The following is a 23,271-nucleotide window of genomic DNA, read 5'->3' on the forward strand; positions in this document are numbered from 1 at the left end:
CTACTCGAATTCCTCGACCTTGTGTCCCGCCACGGCCGCTCGAATGCTCCGATTCATGCGCCGTTCCACATAGAAGTCGCAGGCCTTCTCCAGGTCTCCGACGGCGATCCTGATCGCCTCCGCGTCCCCGCCGGCGGCTATCCGTTCTAACTTCGACAGGGCATCTTCTACAAGACCACGCTCGGTCGCGTCAAGCAGGGCATCTCCATCGCTCGCCAGCGCGGCCCGCAGGGCCGCGAGGGTTCGTTCGGCCTCGACCTGCTGCTCATGCAGGCGCCTGGCCTGCAGATCCTCCCCCGCCCGGGCCGTGGCATCCCGCAGCATGGACTCGATCTCGGCGTCGGTGAGCCCATAGGACGGCTTGACTTCAACTTGGGCCTTGACCCCGCTCGATTGTTCCCTGGCGGTAACGCTGAGCAGCCCGTCCGCGTCCACCTCGAAGCTGACCAGAATGCGTGCCGCGCCGGCCACCAGCGGCGGGATTCCCCGTAGCTCGAAGCGCACCAATGAACGACAGTCCGCTACCAGCTCCCGCTCGCCCTGAAGCACATGGATGACCATGGCGGTCTGCCCGTCCTTGAAGGTGGTGAACTCTTGGGTCCGGGCCACCGGGATAGTCGTGTTGCGGGGGATGATCTTTTCCACCAGTCCGCCCATGGTCTCCAGACCGAGAGACAGGGGAATGACGTCCAGCAACAGGACCTCATCGACTCCTTTGTTGCCGGCCAGGACGTCCGCCTGCAGGGCAGCGCCGATGGCAACCACCCGGTCGGGGTCGATCTCCACCAGGGGTGGCGTGCCGAAGAGCTCCCTTACCCGTTCGCGTATCCGGGGCACACGCGTGGAGCCACCGACCATGACCACATCCTGCACCGCGTCCGGTCGCACCCCGGCATCACGCAGGCAACGGCGACAGGCGACAAGCGTCTTGGCGATGAGGGGGTCCACCAAGGCATCGAAGGTCGTCCGGTCCAGCTCTCCTTCCCATCGGACGCTGTTGGACAGCTCGACGTGCAAGGAGACCCGATCCGCCGCGCTCAATGCCTCTTTAGCGGCACAGGCGTCGCGCAGCAACCGGCGCAGGAGGCGATGGGAGGCAGCGTCCTCGACCCCGGCCTGCGCCATGATCCAGCGCGCCACCGCACGATCCAGGTCGTCGCCGCCGAGGGCGGAATCGCCGCCGGTGGCCAGCACCTCGAACACCCCGCGCCGCAAGCGGAGGATGGAGATATCGAAGGTACCGCCGCCGAGGTCATAGATGGCGTGGACACCATCGGCGTTCTTATCCAGGCCGTAGGCTACCGCCGCGGCGGTGGGCTCGTTCAGGAGTCGAAACACTTTGAGTCCCGCCAGGCGGGCGGCATCCTTGGTCGCCTGGCGTTGGGCCTCGTCGAAGTAGGCGGGGACCGTAACGACGACGCCGGAGAGCTCCCCCCCCAGGGCCGACTCCGCCCTGGCGGCGAGCGCCTTGAGGATCTCCGCCGACACCTCCACCGGGCTGAAATCCCCCCGGCGGGTACGGATGCGCGGAACGGCGGTATCCGTCCGGACGAACTGGTACGGCAGACGGTTCCCTAAGCGTTCGATGTCGTCCAGCCCCCGACCGATAAGGCGCTTGGCGGAGGCGACCGTGTTCAGCGGATCATCGACAGCAGCGGCCTTTGCCTCCGCACCGACGATCACTGCATCTCCGCCGAAGCGCACCACGGACGGCAGCAAATGACGCCCTTCCGCATCTGGCAGGGTAACGGCAGAGCCGCTGCGCACGGTAGCGACCAGTGAGTTGGTCGTCCCCAGGTCGATACCCGCCGCCAAGCGGTGCTGGTGCGGTGCGGCAGATTGCCCCGGTTCCGAGATCTGTAAGAGTGCCATGGAGTTTCGTGTAATGAGTCGAGTCGAAATAAAGTGAAAACTGAGCTGCCGCCAGCCGCCCCGGTGAGATATGCGGGCGAACCTCAGCGGACCCCCCATCTTTTTATTTCAACTACTCGACCGGTTGCGTCATCGACCCTGACGTAGAGCCCGGACCCAACCGTAGCCGAGCCGACGGACCAGATCAAAGCGCCGGATCCTTCCTCCAATTCTTCAACACAAAAGTGTTCATCAATCGGATCTCCCCCAACCGCTTTACCCGCGATTGCCAGCACCTCATCTTCTCTTAACCGGGGTTGTAGCCCCGGAGATTCGGTATCCTGCCCGGCACCGAACCAGCTACGGAATAATCGCCGAAACATCTTGGTCACCTCGATCCGTTGCCCTAATAGTCTTTTGTTTTAACGGGACTGAACCAGAGCTCGAAGGCTATACCATGTACTATCCCGCGATGTAGAAGACCCGCTGCTTCGGGAATGGCACCGCTGCCACCGAATTTTGAATTGAAACCACCGCCTTTCCTCAGATACATATAGCCATTTTGGATCGGGAACCGTATTCCGGAGAAGAACTGCCGAATACCGAGGATACCGACCCGAGCCACGGTTTCGGCGAGTGCCTCTTCGATATAACGCCAAAGCGAGGAGCGCACATAGGAAGCTGCCCGATTGTTTATTCTATACTCCCGTAGGATGTAGAGCTTGGGTGTCAGGAACTGATGGACACGTTCGTGAAGGAGTGCCATGGCGCGGTCATTGGCCGACCCTCCGGTCGAAACCCTTATATCGCCCCAAAAACTTGTTCTCCCTTCTCCTGCTTTGAGGTTGGGAGTTTTTTGCACTGTTGGTTTGTACCGAATCCCCGGCGTTCGAGGTGGTGGGGGACCGATTGGAATATGTTTTCCCCTGCCGGTACGCGGGGCCTTTGCGCCCCGAAACAGGATTGCCAGTACGGCCTGTATACCCAAGGTGCTGATCGCTTTGGCTAACTTGTCGGCAGCCGCATCGAGATCGGATGTCGTCTTGGCGCGATAAACGCCTATTGCGAAATCGTAGAGATAGTCCAATCCCACGAAAACAGCAGAACCGATTGCGATGACCCCGCCTACTATAATAATGATGTCTATGATTTGACCAAGACCAAGGGCATGAGAGACCACCCAGGCAACAAGGACGCCTCCGATAATAGCAAGTGATGTAGGATTTATTGCTGCCTGAAGTTGTGCTTGGGCTTCAGGACCGAGTTTCGGCAGTGTCCGATTGAATGTTTCTTCAAGGCGTTCTTCGAGAGACCAGCTCGCTACGGCCTCCTTCGCTATGGCCTGCATCGTATCGTTCTCCTCTTACCTATTCCGGTAAACTGTCTTTCAGCTGCATGGGATGCCTTCGCGCCTATTCTCCCTGCGCAGCCAAGGTTTGTGACATCTGCTGTGTCTTAAGCAGTAACTGCAATAACCGCCGAACCGGGCGATCAGCGTCGGCTTTGCGTCCGGGTAGGGCTCGAAATCATCGGGTTGGGGTGAGCTCCCTCTGCGTACCGGTCGCATGGCCTATTCCCCCAGCTTCGCGGCGCGCTTCATCTCCAGAAAGGCCTGAAATGCCGGATTGTCCGCATAGGGCGCGATAGTCTCGGCGAGTCGCGCCTTGTATTCCGCCAATTTTTCTTCCGGGGCCTTCGCGGCGGCCTCGAGCTCTTCGAGATAGTGCCTGGCCGCACCCGTCATCTCCTCATAGCGCGCGCTGACCTGTGGATTGGGTATCCCCATGATGCCCTGCGCGATCTCTTCGACCGGCAGGTTCGCCACATTGGCCGTGGGCTGACCGTCCAGCATGAGGAGCTCTTCGCCACTGCGCAACGACTGGATGAGAAACGGCGAATGGGTGGTGCAGATGAACTGGATCTTCGGGAAGGTTCGGCGCAGATCCTCGATAATGCGGCGCTGCCAACGCGGATGCAGATGCAGATCCAATTCGTCGATCAGGATCACCCCCGAGGTCTGTTGCAGTACCTCGCCGCCATAATGCGGATTCAGCCTGGCCGCCCTTTGCGCCATATCGCCGACCAGCGCCGCCGTACTGCGCTGCCCATCGCTGAGATTGGAAAAGGGCTGGATTGCGTCCTCCATTTCGACCACCACCTCGCCGATGACGGCATCGAAAATGTCATTAAGTTAATCCTCAAAGCCTCTCTCCCGGCGGGAGAGGGGTTGGGGAGAGGGTGAACGAAAAACAGCGATCAAGCAATCACAAACGGCGCCGGTGACGCTTAACTTAATGGCATTGAATGCCATTAAGTTAGCTGCTGGCGGCTCGTCGTGGTCGGTCAGGATGCGGAAGATACAACTACGAAGTGGAAATCCTAATGCCGTTTCTTAATTGGATTTGTACCGGAACAAAGCGCACCGAAGAACCACGGATGGACACGGATAAACACGGATCACAATCCGTGTCCATCCGTGGTTTTTTCGTTCCCACGCGGCGCGTGGGAACGAGAGAAAGCAGGCCACTAGCGTGATCATTCAGACTCCACTATTTTGTTGTTTCTGCCTAGCACTGGATTCCGAACGCCTTCATCGGTATTGACCAAGACTTTATTTCATATCGATGTATCTTACCGGCACTAAACGATGGCCGAGCATATCGACCGCTACTTGGGCCTGTTCCAAAATGACATATCCCAAGAGCGGTTCGTAGTTATTCTCTTCACTCGAACCCATGTCGACAAAGATGACTTCATTTGCAACTGGGCGAAAGCCATCTATTTTTATTTCCACCGGCCAGCAGGCCTCACCACGCACCACCTCCTGATTGGCGAGTTGCAGCTCTACCGGTTCGGAGCGTTTGAAAGTTCCGAGTCTTTCTTTCCATGCTTGGGGAAGAATCAATGCGCCCGCCCCGGTATCGACGAACATTTCACACTGTATGGATTTATCCTCGTCGAAGAGATTGGTGATTTTTACCGGTACCACAATTCGGCCCATTGTTTTCTCCAAAGAAATCTCTCGGTTATGCCATTTCTAAGAGACGTAGGATGCGGTGAGCCGCCAGGGACGGCGGTGAACCGCATCATTTCCAGGGGGCAGTTTTCAGTTTTCAGTTATCAGTTGTCAGGGGGCAGTTATCAAACTCACCATCTGACAACTGATAACTGAATGATGCGGTTCGCGGCCTACCCGCCCTGTCCCTGGGGCGGGTAGGCGCTCACCACATCCTACATGTTCCCACAGCATGTTTTATATGTGTTTTGGTCGGGTGGGATCGAAAGTTGATCGAGGCCATCCAGGTGTAGGGTAACCCGGGTCTCCCTCCATCTGCTCCAAGACCTCGAAGAGCTGCTCCGTAATCAGGTGCAACAGACAGGCCAGGCGCCAACCATTGGTAACGTTCAGAAAGGGTTCTGTCCACATCGAGCCGAAATCCGGAGGGGACACCGCAGAGGTTACCGCAACGGATGGCCTTGGCGGCGCGGTCACCGGCAGCTTACGGCTCCACGTCCAACAATGCGCGACAGGCTGCCTGCTTGTGCTCCGGCTGGGCGCGATAGGCGCGCAGCAGGGCGGCTTCCTCGTGGGGGAGGCCGGGAAGATCCGAGCGGTCGAGGAATTCGGTAATCCGGCGGAGATCTGCTGCCTCCGCCCGGCGGCCATGAGGCAGGAATACCTGCCGCAGCTGGTAGGGACCGAGGTTTCCGGCCCTCAGCTGCTCCATAACCTGGGCATCGAGCGAGGTGAGATACAATTGGTCTACCCCGGCGAGCTCCCGCATCATCGCTCGACCGACCTGGGCCACCAGGATGGTCGCCGGGTAGCGAGCCACGCTGTCCGGGTCTATGGGCTGCGGTTCTTCGGGGCGGATGAGCGCCAAGGCCGGTATGCGTAGCGGCTCTGTGACCAGTAGGTGATAGTGATACTGCTGGTTTCCGTCCTGCTCCCGGAGCAGGGCCACTCCCTCCTGATCCGTGAGATGTCGCACGCAGAAGGGCGCCCCATCACCCGTCAGTAGCCAGTCGGTAGAAACTCCCTCCGCCCAATGGATGATCGCTAGGGCATCCGCCGTCGGGATCCGACCTCGAAACATCTCGGTGATACGCGTGCCCCGGATACCTAGGGCCTGTCCCCAAGGATGCTTTCTCCGATCACCCAAAACAAATTTCATCCTATCCAAAAAATTGTCATCTCTCATTTGTGTGATTTTGTTCTAAAATTTTTAATATGTATAAGGAAAATAGTTTATCACCACACATCAAGCACGACCCAATCTTAATTTGTTCCCTCGCAGCGACAATAGGCTCACCAAATGTGTTCATGCTCAAAGAATACTTATTTTATATGAACATATTCACAGGATCCAGATAACCCTAGAGTAGATATTCTCTCAGTAGAGCCTATATCAATGCCATTAAGTTAAGCGTTACCGGTCGACAAACAAGCGGAGAAACGACGCATCATGCGAATCCGCGCGAAATTGTCATCCCGAACCGAAGGGAGGGATCTTGTTCGCGCCGATTCGCGCGCTTCGTCGTTTTCTCTTCCGCATCCTGATCGACCACCACAAGCGGTCAGCAGCTAACTTAATGGCATTGGAGCTGAATGGAATGTCCAGCCCAATGCCATTAAGTTATTAATCTTCCCAAAAGTATCCGCACAGCTTGGTTTCCAAAAGCATGTCTAAGGGCAACTCGATTTAGGATCAGTCATGCAGAAACTTTTGGGAAGATTAATAAAGGTTACCGGTCGCCAACAAAGAGGAGAAACGACGCATCATGCGAATCCGCGCGAAATTGTCATCCCGAACCGAAGGGAGGGATCTTGTTCGCGCCGATTCGCGCGCTTCGTCGTTTTCTCTTCCGCCTGGTTAAAACGGAGCCTAGCGTCCTGTTGCGTTACGCCCTGTTATTCCCCCGGGCGTTTTTCGCACGGCTTAACGCAACCTACACTTGAGGCGAGGTCCGCGCGTGCAGGTCGCGTGGGGGATCATGTGGGTGTAGGTTGCGTTAAGACGCCGGCACTGGCCTGGCCGTGGACCAACGAGCCGTTGGGCGTCGAATGCAACACGTCAAACCCTGTCCCGACACAGGAGAGATCTTTCTTGTCCCGACGCAGGAGGGATCTTCTCCCCCAAACAGCGCCAAATCATTCAGGATTGCTCTTAACCAGACAGCTTCTAATAATGGTCGTGCAAGACTGCAAAGTCGGCGGCCATGGCGGCGCTATCGTGGGGCCAACTGAAGACGGCTACCAAGCGGGCCTGCGGGTCGAGCAAGAGGATGGATGCCGAATGGTCCACCATATAACCCATGGCATCTCCCGCTTCCTCGGAACGCCCGTACATGAGCCCGAGCTCGCGGACGAGGGGCTGGAGTTGGTCGTGACTGCCGGTCGCCCCGCGGAAGCCTGGGTCGAACCGGCGCACATACTGCCTGAGTTGCTCCGGACTGTCCCGTTCCGGGTCCACGGATATGAACAGGAAATCCACCGCCGGTTCTGCAGCACCGGCTGTGCCGATCTCTCGGTCGATGGCGCGGTAGGTCGCCATGTTGGTCGGACAGACACCCCCGCAAGCGGTGAAGCCGATGGACACGAAGGTCCAATGGCCCCTGAGATCCTCAAGCCCGAAGGGCCGTGCATCCTGGTCCGTGAGGGTGAAGGGGGACAAGACCTTGGGCTGGGGCAGCGGGGTGCCCGCCCGCATTGCCGCAACCGGTGGGCCGGTCCCCGCGCCGGGGTCGAAGCGGCTCACGCCGAACCAGACACCCGCTGCTACGGCCAGCACACCAACGAGCACACCAACCGGAATCAGAAGGCGGCGCAGGCCGCCGCCGGCGTTGTGGGTCATGACGAGTTCCTCGACATTTCCGCGACGCCGGTAGCGGTCGCTTGTCGGTCCGGCGTGAGGAGGTGGATCAGGCTCACCAGGGCGATGAGCAGCAATGCCGCACCCCCATTGTGGGCAACCGCCACCGCGAGCGGTAGGTGGCCGAGGATGTTAGCGATACCCAACCCTAGCTGCAAGCACAGGGCAGCAGCGACCGCAATGCCCATACCACGTTCGATGCCGGTCTGCGCCCGCCGTAGGATGATCAGGCTCAGGGCGCCCACATAGAGCAGGACCACCAGGGCCCCGAGGCGATGGGTGAGGTGGATCGCCGTGCGCGCGGCGCTGTCCAAGACCCCGAATTCATAGTCGATCCCTAAGTCCCGCCGGATGACGAAGGCCGCGCCGAAATCCGCAGGCGGCCACCAGCGCCCCCCGTAGCAGGTCGGAAACTCGGTGCAGGCCAGGGCGGCGTAATTGGTGCTGGTCCAACCGCCGAGCAGAATCTGGATGCAGACCAGGGCGAGTCCGCCCCACACCCAGGGCCGCAGCCGCATCAGCGCCGGCGCGGGATGTGATCCGGGGAAGTTGGACTGACGTAAGGCCAACCACCAGAGTAAAGCGAGGGTCGCGAGCCCGCCTGCCAGATGCGCGGTAACAACGACGGGCATAACCCGCAGGGTTACCGTCCACATGCCGAGCAATCCCTGGAAGACGACCAATGCCACCAACAGACTGGGGAGCCCCGTCGGGAGTCGACCGCGACTCCACCATGCGCTCAGGGCCAGCAGTAGGATCGCCCCCCCCAGGGCGCCGGCCAGATAGCGGTGTACCATCTCCTTCCACGCCTTGGCCGTCTCGACCGGACGCTCAGGGAAGGCGCGGTTGGCCCGGTCGATGGCCTCCGGGGTGGAGGGCACACCCAGCCGTCCGTAACAGCCGGGCCAGTCCGGGCATCCGAGTCCGGCGTCGGACAGGCGCACATAGGCGCCGAATAGGATGACCACGAGCGCCAGCAAGGCCGTCAGCGCAGCGAGTGCGGAAAAAGTGGTTCGCTTCGAGCCCATGAGATCCCCTACAATGATACAGAACACAAATGATTGTCCGGTCCTGCGCGGTTATATTCAAGCTTGAGGATAACCGAGATGTCCTACTATCGAATTCGAACGGTTGTGCTTGCGGGGGTCGTCTGCGCCTTTGTCGCCTGGAGTTTTCCGGTGCAATCGCAACAACCTCAGGATGATAAGGATGGTGCCCTGCAGCAGCCGGCAACCCACGCGCCGGCACAGGCCGATGCCGATACGTCCTCACCCCCGAAGGCGATCACTGCTGAAGACCCGACCATTCCCGTCGACGAACTAAAACTGTTGGTCCAGCCTTTAACCGTAGCTGAGTTGAAGGCCGAAGCTGCGGCATGGCTGAAGTTAGTCAAAGCCAAGGTTCAGGAAATCAGCAATACCGAAATTGCCATCAAACGCAAGAATCGGCATCTTGCCCAAGAAAAAGAGGCCACGAAAGCCCTAGAAGATGCCAAAGCTACCCTGGCGAAAGCCCAAGCAGCCCAACAGGCAACGACTCCCGGTTCTCCCGAAGCCGAAATGGCTGCCGAGAAAGTCGAAGCAGCCAAGGATGCCTTGAAAAAAGCCCAGGCAGCGATCGCTGAAGCCGCCGAGACGAAAAAAGAACTTGGAAAAGACGAATCACTAAAGGAAATCGTTGAAGAAGCCGAGAAGGATGTGGAAGAAGGAGGGAAGACTGCGGCCGAAAAGGAAGAAGAAAAGAAAGAAAAACAGGAAAATCAGAAGGATACTGTCACGCTGTCGGAACCCGACCCCGCCGTTACTGAGGAACCCGAACAAACCGGGGAAAAAATAGCTCAAGATATTGATCAAGCCGCCGCAGAGATAGAAACCGGTGGCGCCGACAGCCAGGCTCAGCTGAAAGAAAAGGAACAGCAGTTAGGCAAAATGGTGAAAAAGCTGGAAGAGTCCACCGAGGCCGAACAGGAGGTCAAAACCCAACTGGTCGTCAACGTCACCACACTCCAATCGGAACGCACCGGCCTGGTCGATCGCTTAAAAGTGATTTTGGATGAAATGGAAGCCAAAGGGGGCGATCCGGCGACTTACAGAAGTTACATTCAGGCAGTAAGCGGCGTAGAACTCGATATCACCGATACCCAAGGATTGGGCGTCCGACTGCTCAGTTGGCTCCAGTCCGAGGAAGGTGGACTACGCTGGGCGATCAACATTGGTAAATTTTTCGGTATCGTGCTGATCTCGATTGTGGTTGCCCACATAATCGGGGCGATCGTTAGCGGTACGATGAAAAAAATCGGCGGAACCTCCCTATTATTGCGCAAATTCGTGGTCATGCTGATCAAACGTGGCGGCGCCGTTCTCGGTGTTGTGATCGGATTGACGGCCCTGGAGGTCAGCATCGGCCCGCTGTTTGCCGTCATCGGTGGTGTCGGTTTCGTGCTCGCCTTTGCCCTGCAAAGCAACCTCGGCAACTTGGCGAGTGGTTTGATGCTTATGCTCAACAAACCCTTTGACGTGGGTGATGAAGTGAAGATAGGAGACCATTGGGCCTACGTGGAATCCATTTCACTCGCCAACACCAGACTCAAAGCGTTTAATGGAAGTATAGTTTCCCTACCTAACAATACAGTCTGGGGGAGTGAGATCACTAATTACACTCACTCAGACATTCGAAGACTCACGTTTTATATCCATATCAAATTCGAGCAAGATATGGATCAGGTATATGATATGTGGATGGAGCTTGCCTCCTCCCATCCCAAAGTATTGGATGACCCTGCACCCGGTTGGGCCCCTGGGAATCCTCATTATGAATCCTATATCAACGTAGGTCTATCAGCATGGTCGAAGACCGATGAATACTGGACGGTCCATGTCGAGTTGTTGAAGATGTTGCAAAAACGTATCCTCGAGTCAGGTATCGAGCTGACGGCTCCCGTACAAGCTATTCGTCTCCAGTCTACATCCAATCCCAATGGTAAAATGCTTAATTTGCCTGAAAAGGCTTAGCTATACGGCCATCCCGAAAATCTTGTTGCTGTAACCATTCAGTCTCCCTCCGGATACTGGCTGGTCTCGAGAACGAGAAGTCAAAGGGCATACCCACAGGGCCGGAATGCAGGTCGGATCAGGCGCGTGTTCCGGTGTTCGGTTGGGTCGGCCAATCCAGGTGCGCCGTAATTCGACAAAAACCATTTTCAATCCGCAGATTCAAAACGCGAACGCGACCTCGGTTCCTGATGCCGGGCAGGTAATTACCTGTCTACCGGCAGGCAAATCCGTCGGGATGAGGTTTTCGGGGAAGTTTATATGCGCTCACTCCGGCCGGGGATCAATGCCATTAAGTTAGCTGCCGACCGCTGATCGTGGTAGGTCGGGTTAGGCGCGTGCTTCGGTGTTCGGTTGGGCCACAGGATTGGCGCGCGCCGTAACCCGACAGACGATGCTGCGAGCCAACCTGGGATGTCGGGTTACGGCGCGTTCAACCTCGGTTGCCCACGCCCGCATCGCAAGGCGCGCCTAACCCGACCTACAAAACTTAACTTAATGGCATTGGGCTGGGGATGGCCGGTAAGCGGCGTCTCCGAATAATACGCAACCGGCGAGATAAACCAAAATGGCGCAACGGGAAATGATGGCGGACACCGGCGGGCGGCTGAATGCGACCGCCGATCAGCAATGGTTGGCTACCGCTTGGATGATGTTCGGGACTATTGCGCTGGCCTTGGCTGGGATATTCGCTATCCTGCTGGTCGTCGCGCGGGCACCTGGTACGGAGGTCCTGTTCCCGACCCAGGATTTCTTCCGCGTCGCCCTAGTCGTCCATGTCGACCAATCGGTGCTGATCTGGTTTCTCGCCAGCTCCGGTATGCTCTGGAGCCTGGCGGGCCGCGTCCCGCTGCAAACCACGCGCATCGCCTTCGCCGGGGCCGCAGCCGGCTGCCTGCTGATTACCGCCGCGCCCTTCCTGGGCGCCGGCGACCCATTGCTCAGCAACTATGTGCCGGTGCTCGATCATCCCCTGTTCCTGGCGGGCCTGGGGCTGTTCGGTATCGGCGTCCTGGCGCAGGTGGTCCTATATCTGGCACGCGCCGCCGGTACCCTGAATTTCGGCGATCCCTTGAGGATAGGCACATTCACCGCGGCAGTAGCTACCCTGCTGGCGGGCATCTCCCTGCTCTGGACCTGGGCGGACTTGAATCCGGCTTGGGAGGGCAAGGCCTACTACGAATACCTGTTCTGGGGACCCGGTCATATCCTCCAGTTCGCCTATACCCAGATCATGCTGGTGGCCTGGATCTGGCTTGCCCGCGCTACGGGCCGCCCCTTGCCCCTGTCCGATTCCCGGCTGTCGGCCCTGCTGGTACTAGGCGTCCTGCCCCTGCTTTCGGTGCCCCTGATCCATGGCCTCTACGCCCCCGACTCGGCGGAGATCCGTATCGGCTACACCCATCTGATGCAATACGGAAACGCCCTGGCGTCGGTCCCCATCGGGTTGCTCCTTATCGTATCCCTGATCCGCAACCGTGGGCGTGAGGTACCCCAGGAGCAACGTCCGGCCCACAGTGCCCTGGTTACCTCGCTGGTGCTGTTTGCCGTCGGCGGGCTGATCGGGGGAGCCATCTCCGGGACGAACACCATGATCCCGGCCCATTACCACGGGTCGATCGTCGGCGTGACTCTGGCCCTGATGGGGCTGACCTATCACCTGCTGCCGGAGCTCGGCTTCAGCCGGCCGGAAGGCCGCATGGCTTGCTGGCAGGCCAGGATCTACGGCTCCGGCCAACTGCTGCATATCGCGGGGCTTGCTATTTCCGGGGCCATGGGGATTCAGCGTAAGACCGCCGGTGCCGCTCAGGAGCTGGGCGGTCTAGCCAAGGCCTTCATGGGCATCATGGGCCTGGGAGGACTGGTCGCTATCCTGGGCGGGATCCTGTTCGTACTAGTGGTGATGCGTGCCTGTAGTCACCGGCCTGGTTATGGGGAAAAGGACTGCGATTCACACCAGCCCTAGGTAGTGGTCCGCCAGCAGGAAGGCAAAGAGGACAGAGAGATAGAGGACCGAATAGCCGAAGGTCTTCATCGCCAGGGCGTCGCCTTCGCTGCGCAGCAGGCGCACGGACTGATAGACGAAACCCAGCCCCAAACCCAGCGCCCCCACGAGATAGAGGGGACCGCTCATGTGGATCATGAAGGGCATGAGGGATACCCAGAACAGCAGCAGGCTGTAGATCAGGATTTGGAGCTTGGTGTAGGTCAGGCCATGGGTTACCGGCAGCATCGGGACACCGGCCCGGGCGTATTCGTCCCGGCGTTTGATCGCCAAGGCCCAGAAGTGGGGCGGAGTCCAAACGAAGATCAACAGGGCCAGCAACAGGCCCTCCACGGAGACCTCGCCGGTAACCGCCGTCCAGCCCAACAGCGGCGGCATGGCGCCGGCGATGCCGCCCCAGACGATGTTTTGCGGCGTGGCCCGTTTCAGGTACATGGTGTAGATGACCGCGTAGCCGATGAAGGCGACGCAGGTCAAGAGCGCGGTCAGCGGATTGACGAAGACCACCAGGACCAGCACAGACACCGCCGCCAACCCCAGGGCAAATACCAGGGCGTGACGCGCGTCCAGGTCCCCGCTCGGCAGCGGACGCCCCCGGGTCCGGTCCATGAGGGCGTCGATGCGTTGGTCGACCACGTGATTGAGGGCAGCGCCGGCACCGGCGCACAGCCCGATCCCGAGCAGACCGAAAAACAGGGTCGGCAGCGGCACCATCCCCGGCGTCGCAAGCAACATTCCAACCAGCGCGGTGAACAGAATGAGCGCCACGACCTTCGGCTTGGTAAGCTCGAAGTAGCGCCGCCACAAGAGGGCGTTGGAACGGGTCTCGGCCAAACCGAGCTCACTTGTGGCCATACTGGGCACCTTTGATCCAATTCTTGGAGGCCTTGAGCAGACGTTCCATGTCTTCCAGCGTATCCCGGGCGGGGGCGTCCGCCGCGTAGCGCATCATCAGGTTACCCCTGGGGTCCAGGATGTAGATCCGGTCGAGGGCCGCGGTGTCCTCCCCTAATAGTAATAGCTCCGGCAAGCGACCACCGCCCAGCGCAACCCGCATACCGGCGAACTCGGCGCCGAGTTCCTGCGCCAAATCGGTGGCCGTGGCATCGGTCAACACCAGCAGCCGCTCGACGCTGCGCTGACTTTCACCCAAGGCCAGGCGGATCTGGCGCATCGCGATCAATTGGTTACGGCAGGCATCATCGCATGCGCCACCGGCAAGATAGACCAGGGTCCACTTACCTGCGAGGAGGTCGCGGGAGAAGTCCGTCCCGTCCTGGGTGGACAGCGCCAGGTCCGCCGGTAATGCAACCACCGGCTCGATCAGCTCCCCCTTGTTGGTGCGGCCCGCGGGTAGGTATTCCGGGTTCAGATAGAAAAACCAGGCCGCGATGACGGGGGCCGCGAACACGGCGACCATTGCCCACAGGGGAGCTAGACTCCGTGGTTTCCCTCCGGCTTCGTCACTCACGTTGCACTCCCTCCGTCCGAACGCAATGCCATTAAGTTAACTGTTGACCGCTTTCGTGGTCAGTTAGAATGCGGAAGAAAAAACGACGAGGTTCCGCAAGAATTGGAGTGGGGCCAAGCGTACCCAAAAAGAGTGGATGGATGTTGGACCCGAAAGCACACAAAGCGTTACTTCGGCTACAAAAACCACACCAGCGGCGACGCCAGGCACAAATTGATTCGCTCGCTTCAAGACGACACTGGCCAGCCTGCACGACAGCCAGGTCTTTGATGAACTCATTGACGCCGACAACGTGGATTCGGAGGTCTGGGCTGACAGTGCCTACCCTAGCGAGGAGACCGAAACGGTCCTTGAGAAGACTAGGATTCCTTGAGGGACCCGCATCTTTCACAAATGAGTCAAGTTTGTGCGCTGCACAAAATTTCACATCTCGTTGGTCTAGAGCCAAGCCCGTAGGTTGGGCAAAGGCGCGTGCTCTCGGGTCAGCAATTAAGTCACTGGTCTCTATCGCGCCGTGCCCAACAGCATGAACCGGCCAATCTGGTGGATACCAGCCGAATGTTGGGCACGGGCCGTACCTGGCCCTTTGCCCAACCTACCTAACCAGCAATTCTGCGTTAATCGGCCGGGACCATCTCACGACTTGTTGGTCTGAGGCGAAGCCTCGCTAGTTATCGATTACTAACAGGGCGCCCCAAAAACTGAATTTTTCAGGGCGCCCATATACGAGGGTACGTGCGGCCACGTAAAGGTTAAAGTGAATCAACCAGTGCTTCCGCCTTCCTGAGCGCATTATACACATCGGATGGCGTCTTACCGGATTGCTTCCCGGGAAATTCAGTTGCAGCAGTTGCACCGACTGCAACCTTGATAGCACCGACCTCGGCCAGGATGTTATTGAGAATATCAATAACTTCTGTCGGGGTAATGGGACCGTCCAGCTTATTCGGCATTACCACACCACCGGGAACGCCATAGCCGTCTTTTTTCGTCAGCGCCTTTACCTTACCAAGCAACTTGTACGCCTCTTTATAGACATCCTTAGGCTTCTTACCTTTCGCTGCTGCGGGGTCTGCCACAGCTACTTTGATGCCTTTGGCAGCACGTACTTTCTCAATATCGCTGATGATGGTCAACGCCACTTGATAGGCGTCGTTCGGCGTGGTTTCCGGAACGCCGAGACCACCGATAGAGGCCTTCACCTGCATCAGCTCAGCATAGACATCCGTCGGCTCTTTACCGCTGGGTAGTGGCGCAGCAGTCGGAGCAGCAGCGCCGACCTTCTTACGAACTTCCTTCACGTCTGCCAGGGTTTTATCCGCCAGACCGCGCACATCCGCCGGCTTTACTGTCCTTACCGGGAAGGACGGCAGGGCCTTTTCATCCAGCCCTTTGAGTTTGCGCAGCTTTTGCACATCACCATACACCTCGCGCGTTTTTTGCAGTACGTGACGGGGCATACGCTTCGTCAGATTCACTTTAACTTTGGGCGGCTTAGTAGAGTTGGCCTTGTGCATTTCGGCCAATTCCGCCTTTACATTATCGACCACCTGATACACATGATCCGGTGTCGTTTGCGCCATAGCGGAACTCATAGAAATGGAGGCCCCCGCCAAAGCTATCATCATCGTTTTACCCAGATGTTTGAACATCGCTCTTTCTCCTTAAATAATTAATTGATGGAGTGCCGACTGAAGCCGATAGTCAGAATTTTAAATATTACCACAGGCTAGAAGTTTGCGTCAAGCGTAAACTATACTTTTCTGCGAAATTGATTAATTTCCGATTCGGTGCGTCAAACAGTAAAAATGCTTCATTCCACCGATGACATGTTCGACAAGAATACGTACTTTTGCGAGCTTGCGATTTTCTTGTTTCTGATCGCTCGTCAGCTTCGGAAAAGGGTTCTTTTTCGATAGTGCATGATCAATCACAAACGACATCGGTGAAGAAAAAGACAGGTTCATGGACATGCGTTTCACTCAATATCAATGTTAGGTGGTAGGCTGGGTTGAGGAACGAAACCCAGCCAGAATACTACCCTTATTTTTCCCACAACCTAAAACTTTGCGAGGTAATATCATGACGAAAGCAAATCACATAACACAACAACCCACACTCATCCAAACGCGGGACTGGACGCGGCGGCGTTTTCTGCAAACCGCTGTTGCGGGTACGGCAGTCGCCGGGGCGGGTCTGCCGGTACTCGCCGGGGCCTCGGCACCGAAAATCGTGGTGGTAGGAGCGGGTCTGGCCGGACTGAATGCCGCCTGGCAACTCAAAAAAGCCGGTTTGCACGCGGATGTGTATGAAGCGACCGGACGTACCGGCGGGCGGGTTTTTACCCTGGAAAATGCAGTGGGACCGGGGCTGACCAGTGACCTGGGCGGCTCTTTTATTGACTCCATTCACACCGAAATGCTGACCCTGGTGCAGGAATTGAAAGTGGAACTGCTGGATTATGAAGATGATGAGGAAACATTGGCGGATACCGTCAACTTCTTCGGCGGCACAAAATATACCGATGAGCAGAAAATGGAAGCGTTGCAACCTTTCTTGCCGCGAATCGGTGAGGATTACCGCAAAGCCCGCAGTAACCCGCAGGAAGCCGGGCGGCTGGACAGACTGCCTACCTCCGAATACATGACCTGGATCGGCATGGAAGGCTGGATTCGGGACTGCATGGAGGTACTGTTTAAGATGGAAATGGGGCTGGAATGCGAAGAACAGTCCGCCCTGGTTTTTATCAGCCAGCTTGCGCCCGATAGCGAAGGCAACACCATGATGTTCGATCTGCATGACGAACGTTATCTCGTCAAGGGCGGATCGCAGCGGTTACCGGACGCCTTGGCGGCACAACTGGACGGACAGATTCATGTGCATCATGCCTTGGAAGCTGTCCGTCCCGCAGGCAGCGGTTTTGTGTTGAATTTTTCCAGCAGCAATGGTGCCCCAAAGGAAGTGAAAGCCGACATCGCAGTGCTGACCGTGCCCTTTTCGGTATTGCGCCATACGGATCTGCGGGTCGAGCTGCCACCGCTGAAAAAACAGGCCATCGCGGAACTCGGTTATGGCACCAACGCAAAAATCATTGCCGGATTCCGTGCCAGACTATGGCGTAAACAGGGATATTACGGTGATGTCCTGACCGATCTGCCGTTTCAGAGTCTGTGGGACAGTACGCCGTTCCAACCCGGTCCCGCAGGCGCTTTGACCTTTCTTTTTGGAGGTCGCGCCGGGTTTGAACTGATTGAAGGCTTCAATCCGAATATGGCGATGCTGAACGATCTGGAGCCGGTTTTCCCCGGCCTGTCCAAGGCGTATAACGGACGTCACACCCTGTGGAACTGGCCGACCTGGACCTTTTCCCGCGGTAGTTATTCCTGCTATAAACCCGGCCAGCAGACCACCCTTGCCCATGCAGCTGGCAGACCGGTAGGCAATCTGTATTTCGCAGGTGAACATTGCAGCACCGAGTTCAATGGTTTTATGAACGGCGCTGCCGAAACCGGGCATCGAGTGGCGGATGCGATTGTCGCTTCACTTTAACCTGAATCCGTGAGATAAAATCCGGGATTCGTATAACTGTGAGGCTAAAGTTATCTAGACCCTGCTCTTTTACTGTTAGTTGTGTCTTAACTGATAGGGTTCCACCTTCTGGGCCTCGATACGATACCCGGCATCACCTAATTCGCTGGAGAGTTTCTCTACGGTAATCTTTCCCGTCACCCAGACCGTGTCGAACAATTTTCCTTGGTAGGTCTGGTTTTTCTCGGTGACGACGTAAACCGTCTGGTTGGCGGGTGGCGGGGGCGTGTGGATACAGGCACCATAATAGGGTACCAGCAAAAATTCCTGTACGATTTTTGCATCCATTTCAAGGGGCACCACAAATCCAGGCAACTTGACCATCTTACCGTCGTAGTCATGTACCACCGGCGCTTCCCTCCAGAACGTCTTGAGCTTTTCCATCAGTTCCTTGGCGCGCGGATCGTCGTCGCTGAGATTGTCGGCGTTGTATTCGTCCATCAACTCCAGCCGCCAGTTAGCGGGGATTAAGGCATCCCATTCGAGTTCGATGGCACCGGTCTTGTCCGGCTCGACGGCTTGAACTGTACCCATCTGCGGCACTGTTGCCGTCAATACGATGGCGCAAAGAAAGAGAGGCGACATGTTACAGCCTGGGTGCATCGTAGACTCCTATACCCGCACCGACAGTCCGTCCGCTAGCGAGAGCTTGTAGGCCCGGTAACTGGGGATGCCGCCTACCAGGAAACCCGCACCTACTACAGCAACGAGTAGTATCCACTCGTACGGGGATAGACCATCGATTGTGATGAAGATTCCGAATCGGCTCTCGATGATCGGTTGACCTGCGAGCAGCAGGAGATAGAGCAACGCTAGACCCAACAGCACGCCGAACAGCGTGAGAAAACCCGCTTCGCCCATAATCAATGCAAACACATGACCTGGACGCGCACCAACCGAGCGCAGGATAGCCATTTCCCGGCGCCGCTCATTGAGACTCGTCAACAAGGTCGTCAGCATACCAAACAGTCCAACAACGACAACAAATGCCGAAACAATCAGCAATGCGTTCTCGGCTATACCGATCAAATCCCAGAGCTGGCTGAGTGCCACTCCGGGCAAGATCGCAGACAGCGCTTCTTGCGGATACTCGTTGATGAAACGTTGGACCTGGAAGGTCGCGACCTTCGATTTGAGACCGAACAGGGCGGCGGTGATCACCTTCGGCGTGAGATCCATAGCCCGTGTCTGCTCGGCCGAGATCGATACGCCAGCGATCGGCGCGCCGCTCTGCCAGTCGACATGGATCGCCTCGATCGCCTCGAGACTGACATGCACGGTCCGGTCGACCGGCGTCCCGGTACGCGTGAGTATGCCGACCACGCGAAACGGCTTGTCGTCGTGGCGGGCAAAGCTGACGTCGCTCGCACCATGTGCAACGACGATCGGATCACCGATCTTATAACCCAGCTTTTCCGCAACCTCGGCGCCTATCACGGCGTCGTAGAGGTCTGCGAATCGTTGTCCCTGGGCGATCACTAGCTGGCGATCACGCGCATAGCGGTAGCGGTCGAAATAGGCGGTCGTCGTGCCCAGGACACGAAATCCACGGTGCGAGTCGCCCAACGATATCGGCACGCTCCAGGCCACCTTCGGATGTGCGGCAATCTCCTGGTAGCTCTTCCACGAGATATTGTTGGTCGCATCACCGATTCGGAAAACCGTGTACAGCAACAGCTGCACCGGCCCGCTGCGCGCGCCGACGATCAGGTCGGTTCCAGACAAGGTATTGGCGAAGCTCGTGCGCGCCTCGGTGCGCAGCCGCTCGACACCGACTAGCAGGGTGACGCTTAACGCAATGGAAACCACGGTCAGCATGGCGGTGAAACGCCGATTCAGCAGACTCTTCCAGGCTAGAGAAAAGGTCGCCATGGCTCAGACCGCCGCCATGTCTTGGCCGGATCGATTGACCGCGGCCAGGTCGATGGTCCTGTCGAACAGGTGCTCCAGCGAGGCGTCGTGACTGACGAAGATCAGCGTGGCTCCCACCTCGCGGCATTCGCTGAACAGCAGCCGGATGAAAGACTCGCGTCGATCCGCATCGAGCGACGAGGTCGGTTCGTCGGCGATCAACAGTTCCGGCGAGCCCATCAGGGCGCGTGCTGCTGCGACGCGTTGCTGTTGTCCGACGCTCAGGGTCGTGACCGAGCGCCCGTGGAGTTCGGGGTGGTCCATATCGAGATGACGCAATAGGCGCCGCGCCTCGGTTTCCAGATCTTTGCCGCGCGCCAGCGCCTTGTCGCGCCGTCGTGCCGAAAACCGACACGGCAGCATCACGTTGTCAACCACCGACAGGTAGGGAATCAGGTTGAACATCTGGAAGATGTAGCCGATGTGATCGGCGCGAAAGTGGTCGCGCTGCACGCTGCCGAGCCGTTCCAACGCCTGGCCCATGACGCGTACCGAGCCGGTGCCCGCCGTCGTGACCCCGGCCAGCAGACTCAGCAGGGTGCTCTTGCCGCTGCCGCTCGCACCCTTGATAAACAGGTACTCGCCCGCGGTGACCTGCATCGCCTCGATAGTCAGCACCGACGGAGCGCCCTCATGCCAGCGAAATGCCAAGTCATGGATGTCGATCACCAAGTCGGTCTATCTCCCTGTCGATTAATACGCGATCCGAGCGCTCGGCCGGAACCGATCGCATCGCCCATTCTTTTGTTCAGAACGTTACGACGTGATTGCTCGCTGTCAATTCCGCCGCACCCTGTTTGGTCTCGATTACGTACTGCACCTTAAGTTTTTCCATGCCGGGGAAGGCCTCAAAGAGTTCCACGGTCAGCTGTGTCAACTTACCCGGCTTAGTGCACTCGAAGTGATAGGCGGCCTCGATGTCCGAATGCACTTCGCCTTCGTGCTCGTGTCCGCCCTTTTCCTCATGCGCGCGATCATCCGAATGCTCATCCGCGTGTTCATCGTGTTCCTTTTCGAGCAACGCGGAGGCGACCCGCACGTCTTCCGTGCGACAGCCTGCATCTTCGTTGAATCTAAATAGTCGGTCTCCGTCCTTCAGCGTGGCGACCGCCTTGTCCAACGCGGCATGGTCGGCCTCGGACGAAGGGGTGTGTTCGAAGCCGACGATGTTGGCCGCCGGGCTGTCGAGTTCAACGTGCACGTCCCGACCCTCGAGGGCCAGGTTCAGCGCGGCGATGCCATGAACGTGAGCGCCATGCTCGCGGTGTTCATCCTCGTGCTCCTGTTCGTGTTTGTGATCATGATCGTGTTGCTCACCCGCAGACGCCCCGGGCACGACCAGCACCAAGGGCGAAAGCAGAGAAAAAGTCAGAATGGTTCGTTTCAGGCACATTGTCGGCGTTTCCTGGTCAGTTGGAATGATATCGTGTGTTGTAGTGAATCTTCGACCTCGGTGGCCCACCGCAGTCGTCGCAGATCAGGAATTGGCTCGCTGGTGGGTGATCCGGATGCGCACAGCTGCGAATGGCTGTCCCGTATAACCGCTGGGTTTAGCCATCTCTGGCCACAACCCAGCCTACGGGCTTACGGCCGTTTTGGGGTGGTATATCCAGCCGTTTTCTGCCACGGTTCCCAGATGGTTTCGTACCCGACGAAACCCTTTTCATTAGGCTCTTTCTGACGGGTTATCATATAGTCCGTGCGGCCCTCAGGAACTTTTGGTCTGGTTTGCTTTTGTTCACTCATAAATCACCTTTTGCCAAGAAGCCGAAATAGCCACTGCAAGAAATTGCAGCTGAAAACCATCCCGACGCAACACAATAAAAAGACACCCGTTTTGTTTATGCGGTGCTTCGAGTTGCCAGCTACCAGTCGGGTGTACCCAAACAAAATGGGTGTCCTTTTATTCCGTTTTCAAGATATTATCAATGTTTGTTTTAAAGCATCTCCGGGTAGCCCTCTGCAATAATCATCCATTCGATCTTATGCTATCGATTCAATAGCTTGCCTAAGATTCTCTTTTGTTTCTTCAATGGTTTCTCCTTGACCGTTGGCGCCGGGAAACTCCGGGCATATCGCCCAGAACCCCCCTTCTGGAGCTGTCTCAACGATTGCCGTTACTTCAGCTTTCATGATCTTTTATCCCTTCATCACCATAATCAGTGCTGCTTGCATATGAAGATTCTTTGATTATTCAGAAAAATAATCCTGTTAATCCTGGAAATCCTGTGAATCTTGTCCTATTAGCGGTTAGCACTACGGTTATGTCAACAGCCCCTAGCTTCATCGCTCACACCGCGCTCCCTCCGTCCGACCCGCGTACTAGGCTGAGCCGCAGCCACAGCACCAAGGCGATGAGTGCGAATGCGAACCATTGGATCGCATAGCCGATATGCATATTTTCTTTGGGCAGCTCCCGCGGCCACAGGCGCAAAAAACCGCCGATAGTGTCGGGATCCTGCAAAATGACCGCCGGCAGTACCTGGACGCCGGTCGCCGCCGTGTAGAGCTCCAGGGTGAGATAGGGCCAATGCCGACCCCAGTCTTTCGCCGCCTCCGGGTTACCGTGAAGCGCGAGGGCGGGGGGTGAAGGAAGATGGGCCTCTCCCGTTACCGTCACTTCCCCTGAGGGTATCGGCGCCGCAACCGGGCTTCCATCACCGGGCGCGGCAATCCAACCCCGGTTCACCAGGATTCGGCTGTCCGATCCCCGGATACGCAGGGGTGTGATGACGTGAAAGCCGATGCGGTTACCCTGGCGGCGGTTTGCGATCAGGATCTGACTTGCGGCCTCGAAGGTCCCCCGCGCTCGCAGCTTACGGAACCGCAGCGACTCGGGGTCGGCGATCGGACCCCTGAACTCCAGCGCCGGCAGCTCGGCCCGTTCGCCGAGGACCCGCATCTGCTCTCGCTTCTGCTCGGCGCGGTCGAGCTGCCAAACGCCGAGCGCAACGAACAGGGGGATCAGCAGCGCGAGCAAGAGCGTCGGCACCCAACGAAAGTGAAATTTTACATAGCCAAACTGCATCTAAGTGCTATATTGCAAAAATATGGAGATCGTGATTCCGGTGCATCCAGGAGAAAACTGCTCGCCAGCCCCCGGAAAACGAGGCTGGTGGGCGGTTATCGCGCCAGATCCTTACCATACCCAACCAGAAGAGGTAGCCTATGGAACTCATGTACAAGATTCCGGTGATTATCATCCTCGGGTTCATCGTCTTTTCCCTTGCCCAAGGCATGTACTATCTCGCCAAGGACGACGGCGATGAGGACAAGACCCGGGTGGTAAAGGCGCTGACGGTGCGGATCGTGCTTTCGCTCACCCTCTTCCTACTGCTCATCCTCGGCTACTTCCTCGGAATGCTTCAACCCTCCCCCCTCAGCTAACAGGTTGGGGTTCCTGCCTGCGGCCTGTGGTAGGCAGGAACCTCAACATCTGCCGCTTCCAGTCGCCAGCTTCTGGATTTTTCCATGTTCAATCAGACCTGGACAATTCCACGGCAGGTAGGAGCGAAAAATCTT

General features: G+C 57.7%; 21 protein-coding genes. 4 read left to right on the forward strand and 17 right to left on the reverse strand.

Translation table 11 applies throughout. The features are described 5' to 3' along the window. From hscA to E1958_RS16085, 7 genes are all read right to left on the reverse strand, one after another. Entirely contained in the window at positions 1 to 1,872 is a 1,872-nt protein-coding gene (hscA, locus tag E1958_RS16055) for a Fe-S protein assembly chaperone HscA (protein WP_133512772.1), read from the reverse strand. Positions 1,873 to 2,257: 385 nt separating this feature from the next. Then, a complete protein-coding gene (locus tag E1958_RS16060) occupies positions 2,258 to 3,199 on the reverse strand; it encodes a hypothetical protein (RefSeq protein WP_133512773.1) in 942 nt (313 codons plus the stop codon). Positions 3,200 to 3,421: 222 nt separating this feature from the next. After that, a complete protein-coding gene (locus tag E1958_RS16065; protein WP_133512774.1) occupies positions 3,422 to 3,997 on the reverse strand; it encodes an AAA family ATPase in 576 nt (191 codons plus the stop codon). A gap of 465 nt (positions 3,998 to 4,462) precedes the next feature. Beyond that, on the reverse strand, positions 4,463 to 4,852 hold the full coding sequence (locus tag E1958_RS16070) for an aspartyl protease family protein (protein WP_133512775.1): 390 nt from the start codon (positions 4,850 to 4,852) through the stop codon (positions 4,463 to 4,465). Between the two features lie 499 nt (positions 4,853 to 5,351). After that, positions 5,352 to 6,026, reverse strand: a complete 675-nt coding sequence (locus E1958_RS16075) for a hypothetical protein (protein WP_133512776.1) — start codon at positions 6,024 to 6,026, stop codon at positions 5,352 to 5,354. Between the two features lie 1,008 nt (positions 6,027 to 7,034). Next, on the reverse strand, positions 7,035 to 7,706 hold the full coding sequence (locus E1958_RS16080; RefSeq protein ID WP_133512777.1) for an SCO family protein: 672 nt from the start codon (positions 7,704 to 7,706) through the stop codon (positions 7,035 to 7,037). Beyond that, positions 7,703 to 8,752, reverse strand: coding sequence for a COX15/CtaA family protein (locus E1958_RS16085; RefSeq protein WP_133512778.1), 1,050 nt, complete (start codon positions 8,750 to 8,752; stop codon positions 7,703 to 7,705). The genes E1958_RS16080 and E1958_RS16085 overlap by 4 nt, the downstream gene beginning before the upstream one ends. A 78-nt stretch (positions 8,753 to 8,830) precedes the next feature. Between E1958_RS16085 and E1958_RS16090 the strand changes: the two genes are divergently transcribed. Further along, positions 8,831 to 10,735 (forward strand): mechanosensitive ion channel family protein, encoded by a 1,905-nt coding sequence (locus E1958_RS16090; RefSeq protein WP_133512779.1) that lies wholly within the window; start codon positions 8,831 to 8,833, stop codon positions 10,733 to 10,735. Between the two features lie 607 nt (positions 10,736 to 11,342). Next, positions 11,343 to 12,740 carry a cbb3-type cytochrome c oxidase subunit I gene (locus tag E1958_RS16095; RefSeq protein WP_243448340.1) on the forward strand — a complete coding sequence of 466 codons (1,398 nt, stop codon included), beginning with the start codon at positions 11,343 to 11,345 and terminating at the stop codon, positions 12,738 to 12,740. Here the strand turns inward: E1958_RS16095 and cyoE are convergent. The 4 genes from cyoE to E1958_RS22125 all read right to left on the reverse strand — a co-directional run bounded on the left by cyoE (position 12,726) and on the right by E1958_RS22125 (position 16,223). Then, entirely contained in the window at positions 12,726 to 13,634 is a 909-nt protein-coding gene (gene cyoE / locus E1958_RS16100; protein ID WP_133512780.1) for a heme o synthase, read from the reverse strand. The genes E1958_RS16095 and cyoE overlap by 15 nt on opposite strands. Continuing rightward, positions 13,621 to 14,250, reverse strand: coding sequence for an SCO family protein (locus E1958_RS16105; RefSeq protein ID WP_133512781.1), 630 nt, complete (start codon positions 14,248 to 14,250; stop codon positions 13,621 to 13,623). The genes cyoE and E1958_RS16105 overlap by 14 nt, the downstream gene beginning before the upstream one ends. A 752-nt stretch (positions 14,251 to 15,002) precedes the next feature. Then, positions 15,003 to 15,902, reverse strand: a complete 900-nt coding sequence (locus E1958_RS16110) for a hypothetical protein (RefSeq protein ID WP_133512782.1) — start codon at positions 15,900 to 15,902, stop codon at positions 15,003 to 15,005. Positions 15,903 to 16,025: 123 nt separating this feature from the next. After that, the gene (locus E1958_RS22125) at positions 16,026 to 16,223 is read right to left on the reverse strand and encodes a transposase family protein (protein ID WP_133512783.1); all 198 of its coding nucleotides are present in this window, start codon (positions 16,221 to 16,223) and stop codon (positions 16,026 to 16,028) included. A gap of 109 nt (positions 16,224 to 16,332) precedes the next feature. Between E1958_RS22125 and E1958_RS16120 the strand changes: the two genes are divergently transcribed. Continuing rightward, positions 16,333 to 17,799: a flavin monoamine oxidase family protein gene (locus tag E1958_RS16120; RefSeq protein WP_133512784.1), complete on the forward strand. Its 1,467-nt coding sequence runs from the start codon at positions 16,333 to 16,335 to the stop codon at positions 17,797 to 17,799. A 75-nt stretch (positions 17,800 to 17,874) separates the two neighbouring features. Here the strand turns inward: E1958_RS16120 and E1958_RS16125 are convergent, their stop codons facing one another. From E1958_RS16125 to E1958_RS16150, 6 genes are all read right to left on the reverse strand, one after another. Continuing rightward, positions 17,875 to 18,423, reverse strand: coding sequence for a DUF3299 domain-containing protein (locus tag E1958_RS16125; RefSeq protein WP_243448341.1), 549 nt, complete (start codon positions 18,421 to 18,423; stop codon positions 17,875 to 17,877). 27 nt (positions 18,424 to 18,450) lie between these two features. Further along, complete coding sequence (locus E1958_RS16130) at positions 18,451 to 19,710, reverse strand: ABC transporter permease (RefSeq protein ID WP_133512786.1); 1,260 nt, start codon at positions 19,708 to 19,710, stop codon at positions 18,451 to 18,453. 3 nt (positions 19,711 to 19,713) lie between these two features. Continuing rightward, positions 19,714 to 20,421, reverse strand: coding sequence for an ABC transporter ATP-binding protein (locus tag E1958_RS16135; RefSeq protein WP_089729900.1), 708 nt, complete (start codon positions 20,419 to 20,421; stop codon positions 19,714 to 19,716). A 76-nt stretch (positions 20,422 to 20,497) separates the two neighbouring features. Next, positions 20,498 to 21,142: a DUF2796 domain-containing protein gene (locus tag E1958_RS16140; RefSeq protein ID WP_133512787.1), complete on the reverse strand. Its 645-nt coding sequence runs from the start codon at positions 21,140 to 21,142 to the stop codon at positions 20,498 to 20,500. A 590-nt stretch (positions 21,143 to 21,732) separates the two neighbouring features. Next, positions 21,733 to 21,882, reverse strand: a complete 150-nt coding sequence (locus E1958_RS16145; RefSeq protein WP_133512788.1) for a type II toxin-antitoxin system HicB family antitoxin — start codon at positions 21,880 to 21,882, stop codon at positions 21,733 to 21,735. 157 nt (positions 21,883 to 22,039) lie between these two features. Beyond that, the gene (locus E1958_RS16150) at positions 22,040 to 22,777 is read right to left on the reverse strand and encodes an SURF1 family protein (RefSeq protein WP_133512789.1); all 738 of its coding nucleotides are present in this window, start codon (positions 22,775 to 22,777) and stop codon (positions 22,040 to 22,042) included. Positions 22,778 to 22,917: 140 nt separating this feature from the next. Between E1958_RS16150 and E1958_RS16155 the strand changes: the two genes are divergently transcribed. Then, entirely contained in the window at positions 22,918 to 23,136 is a 219-nt protein-coding gene (locus E1958_RS16155; protein ID WP_133512790.1) for a twin transmembrane helix small protein, read from the forward strand. Positions 23,137 to 23,271 lie beyond the last annotated feature (135 nt).

This window comes from Candidatus Thiosymbion oneisti, assembly GCF_004359955.1.
In the GTDB taxonomy this organism is placed as follows: Bacteria; Pseudomonadota; Gammaproteobacteria; order Chromatiales; family Chromatiaceae; genus Thiosymbion; species Thiosymbion oneisti.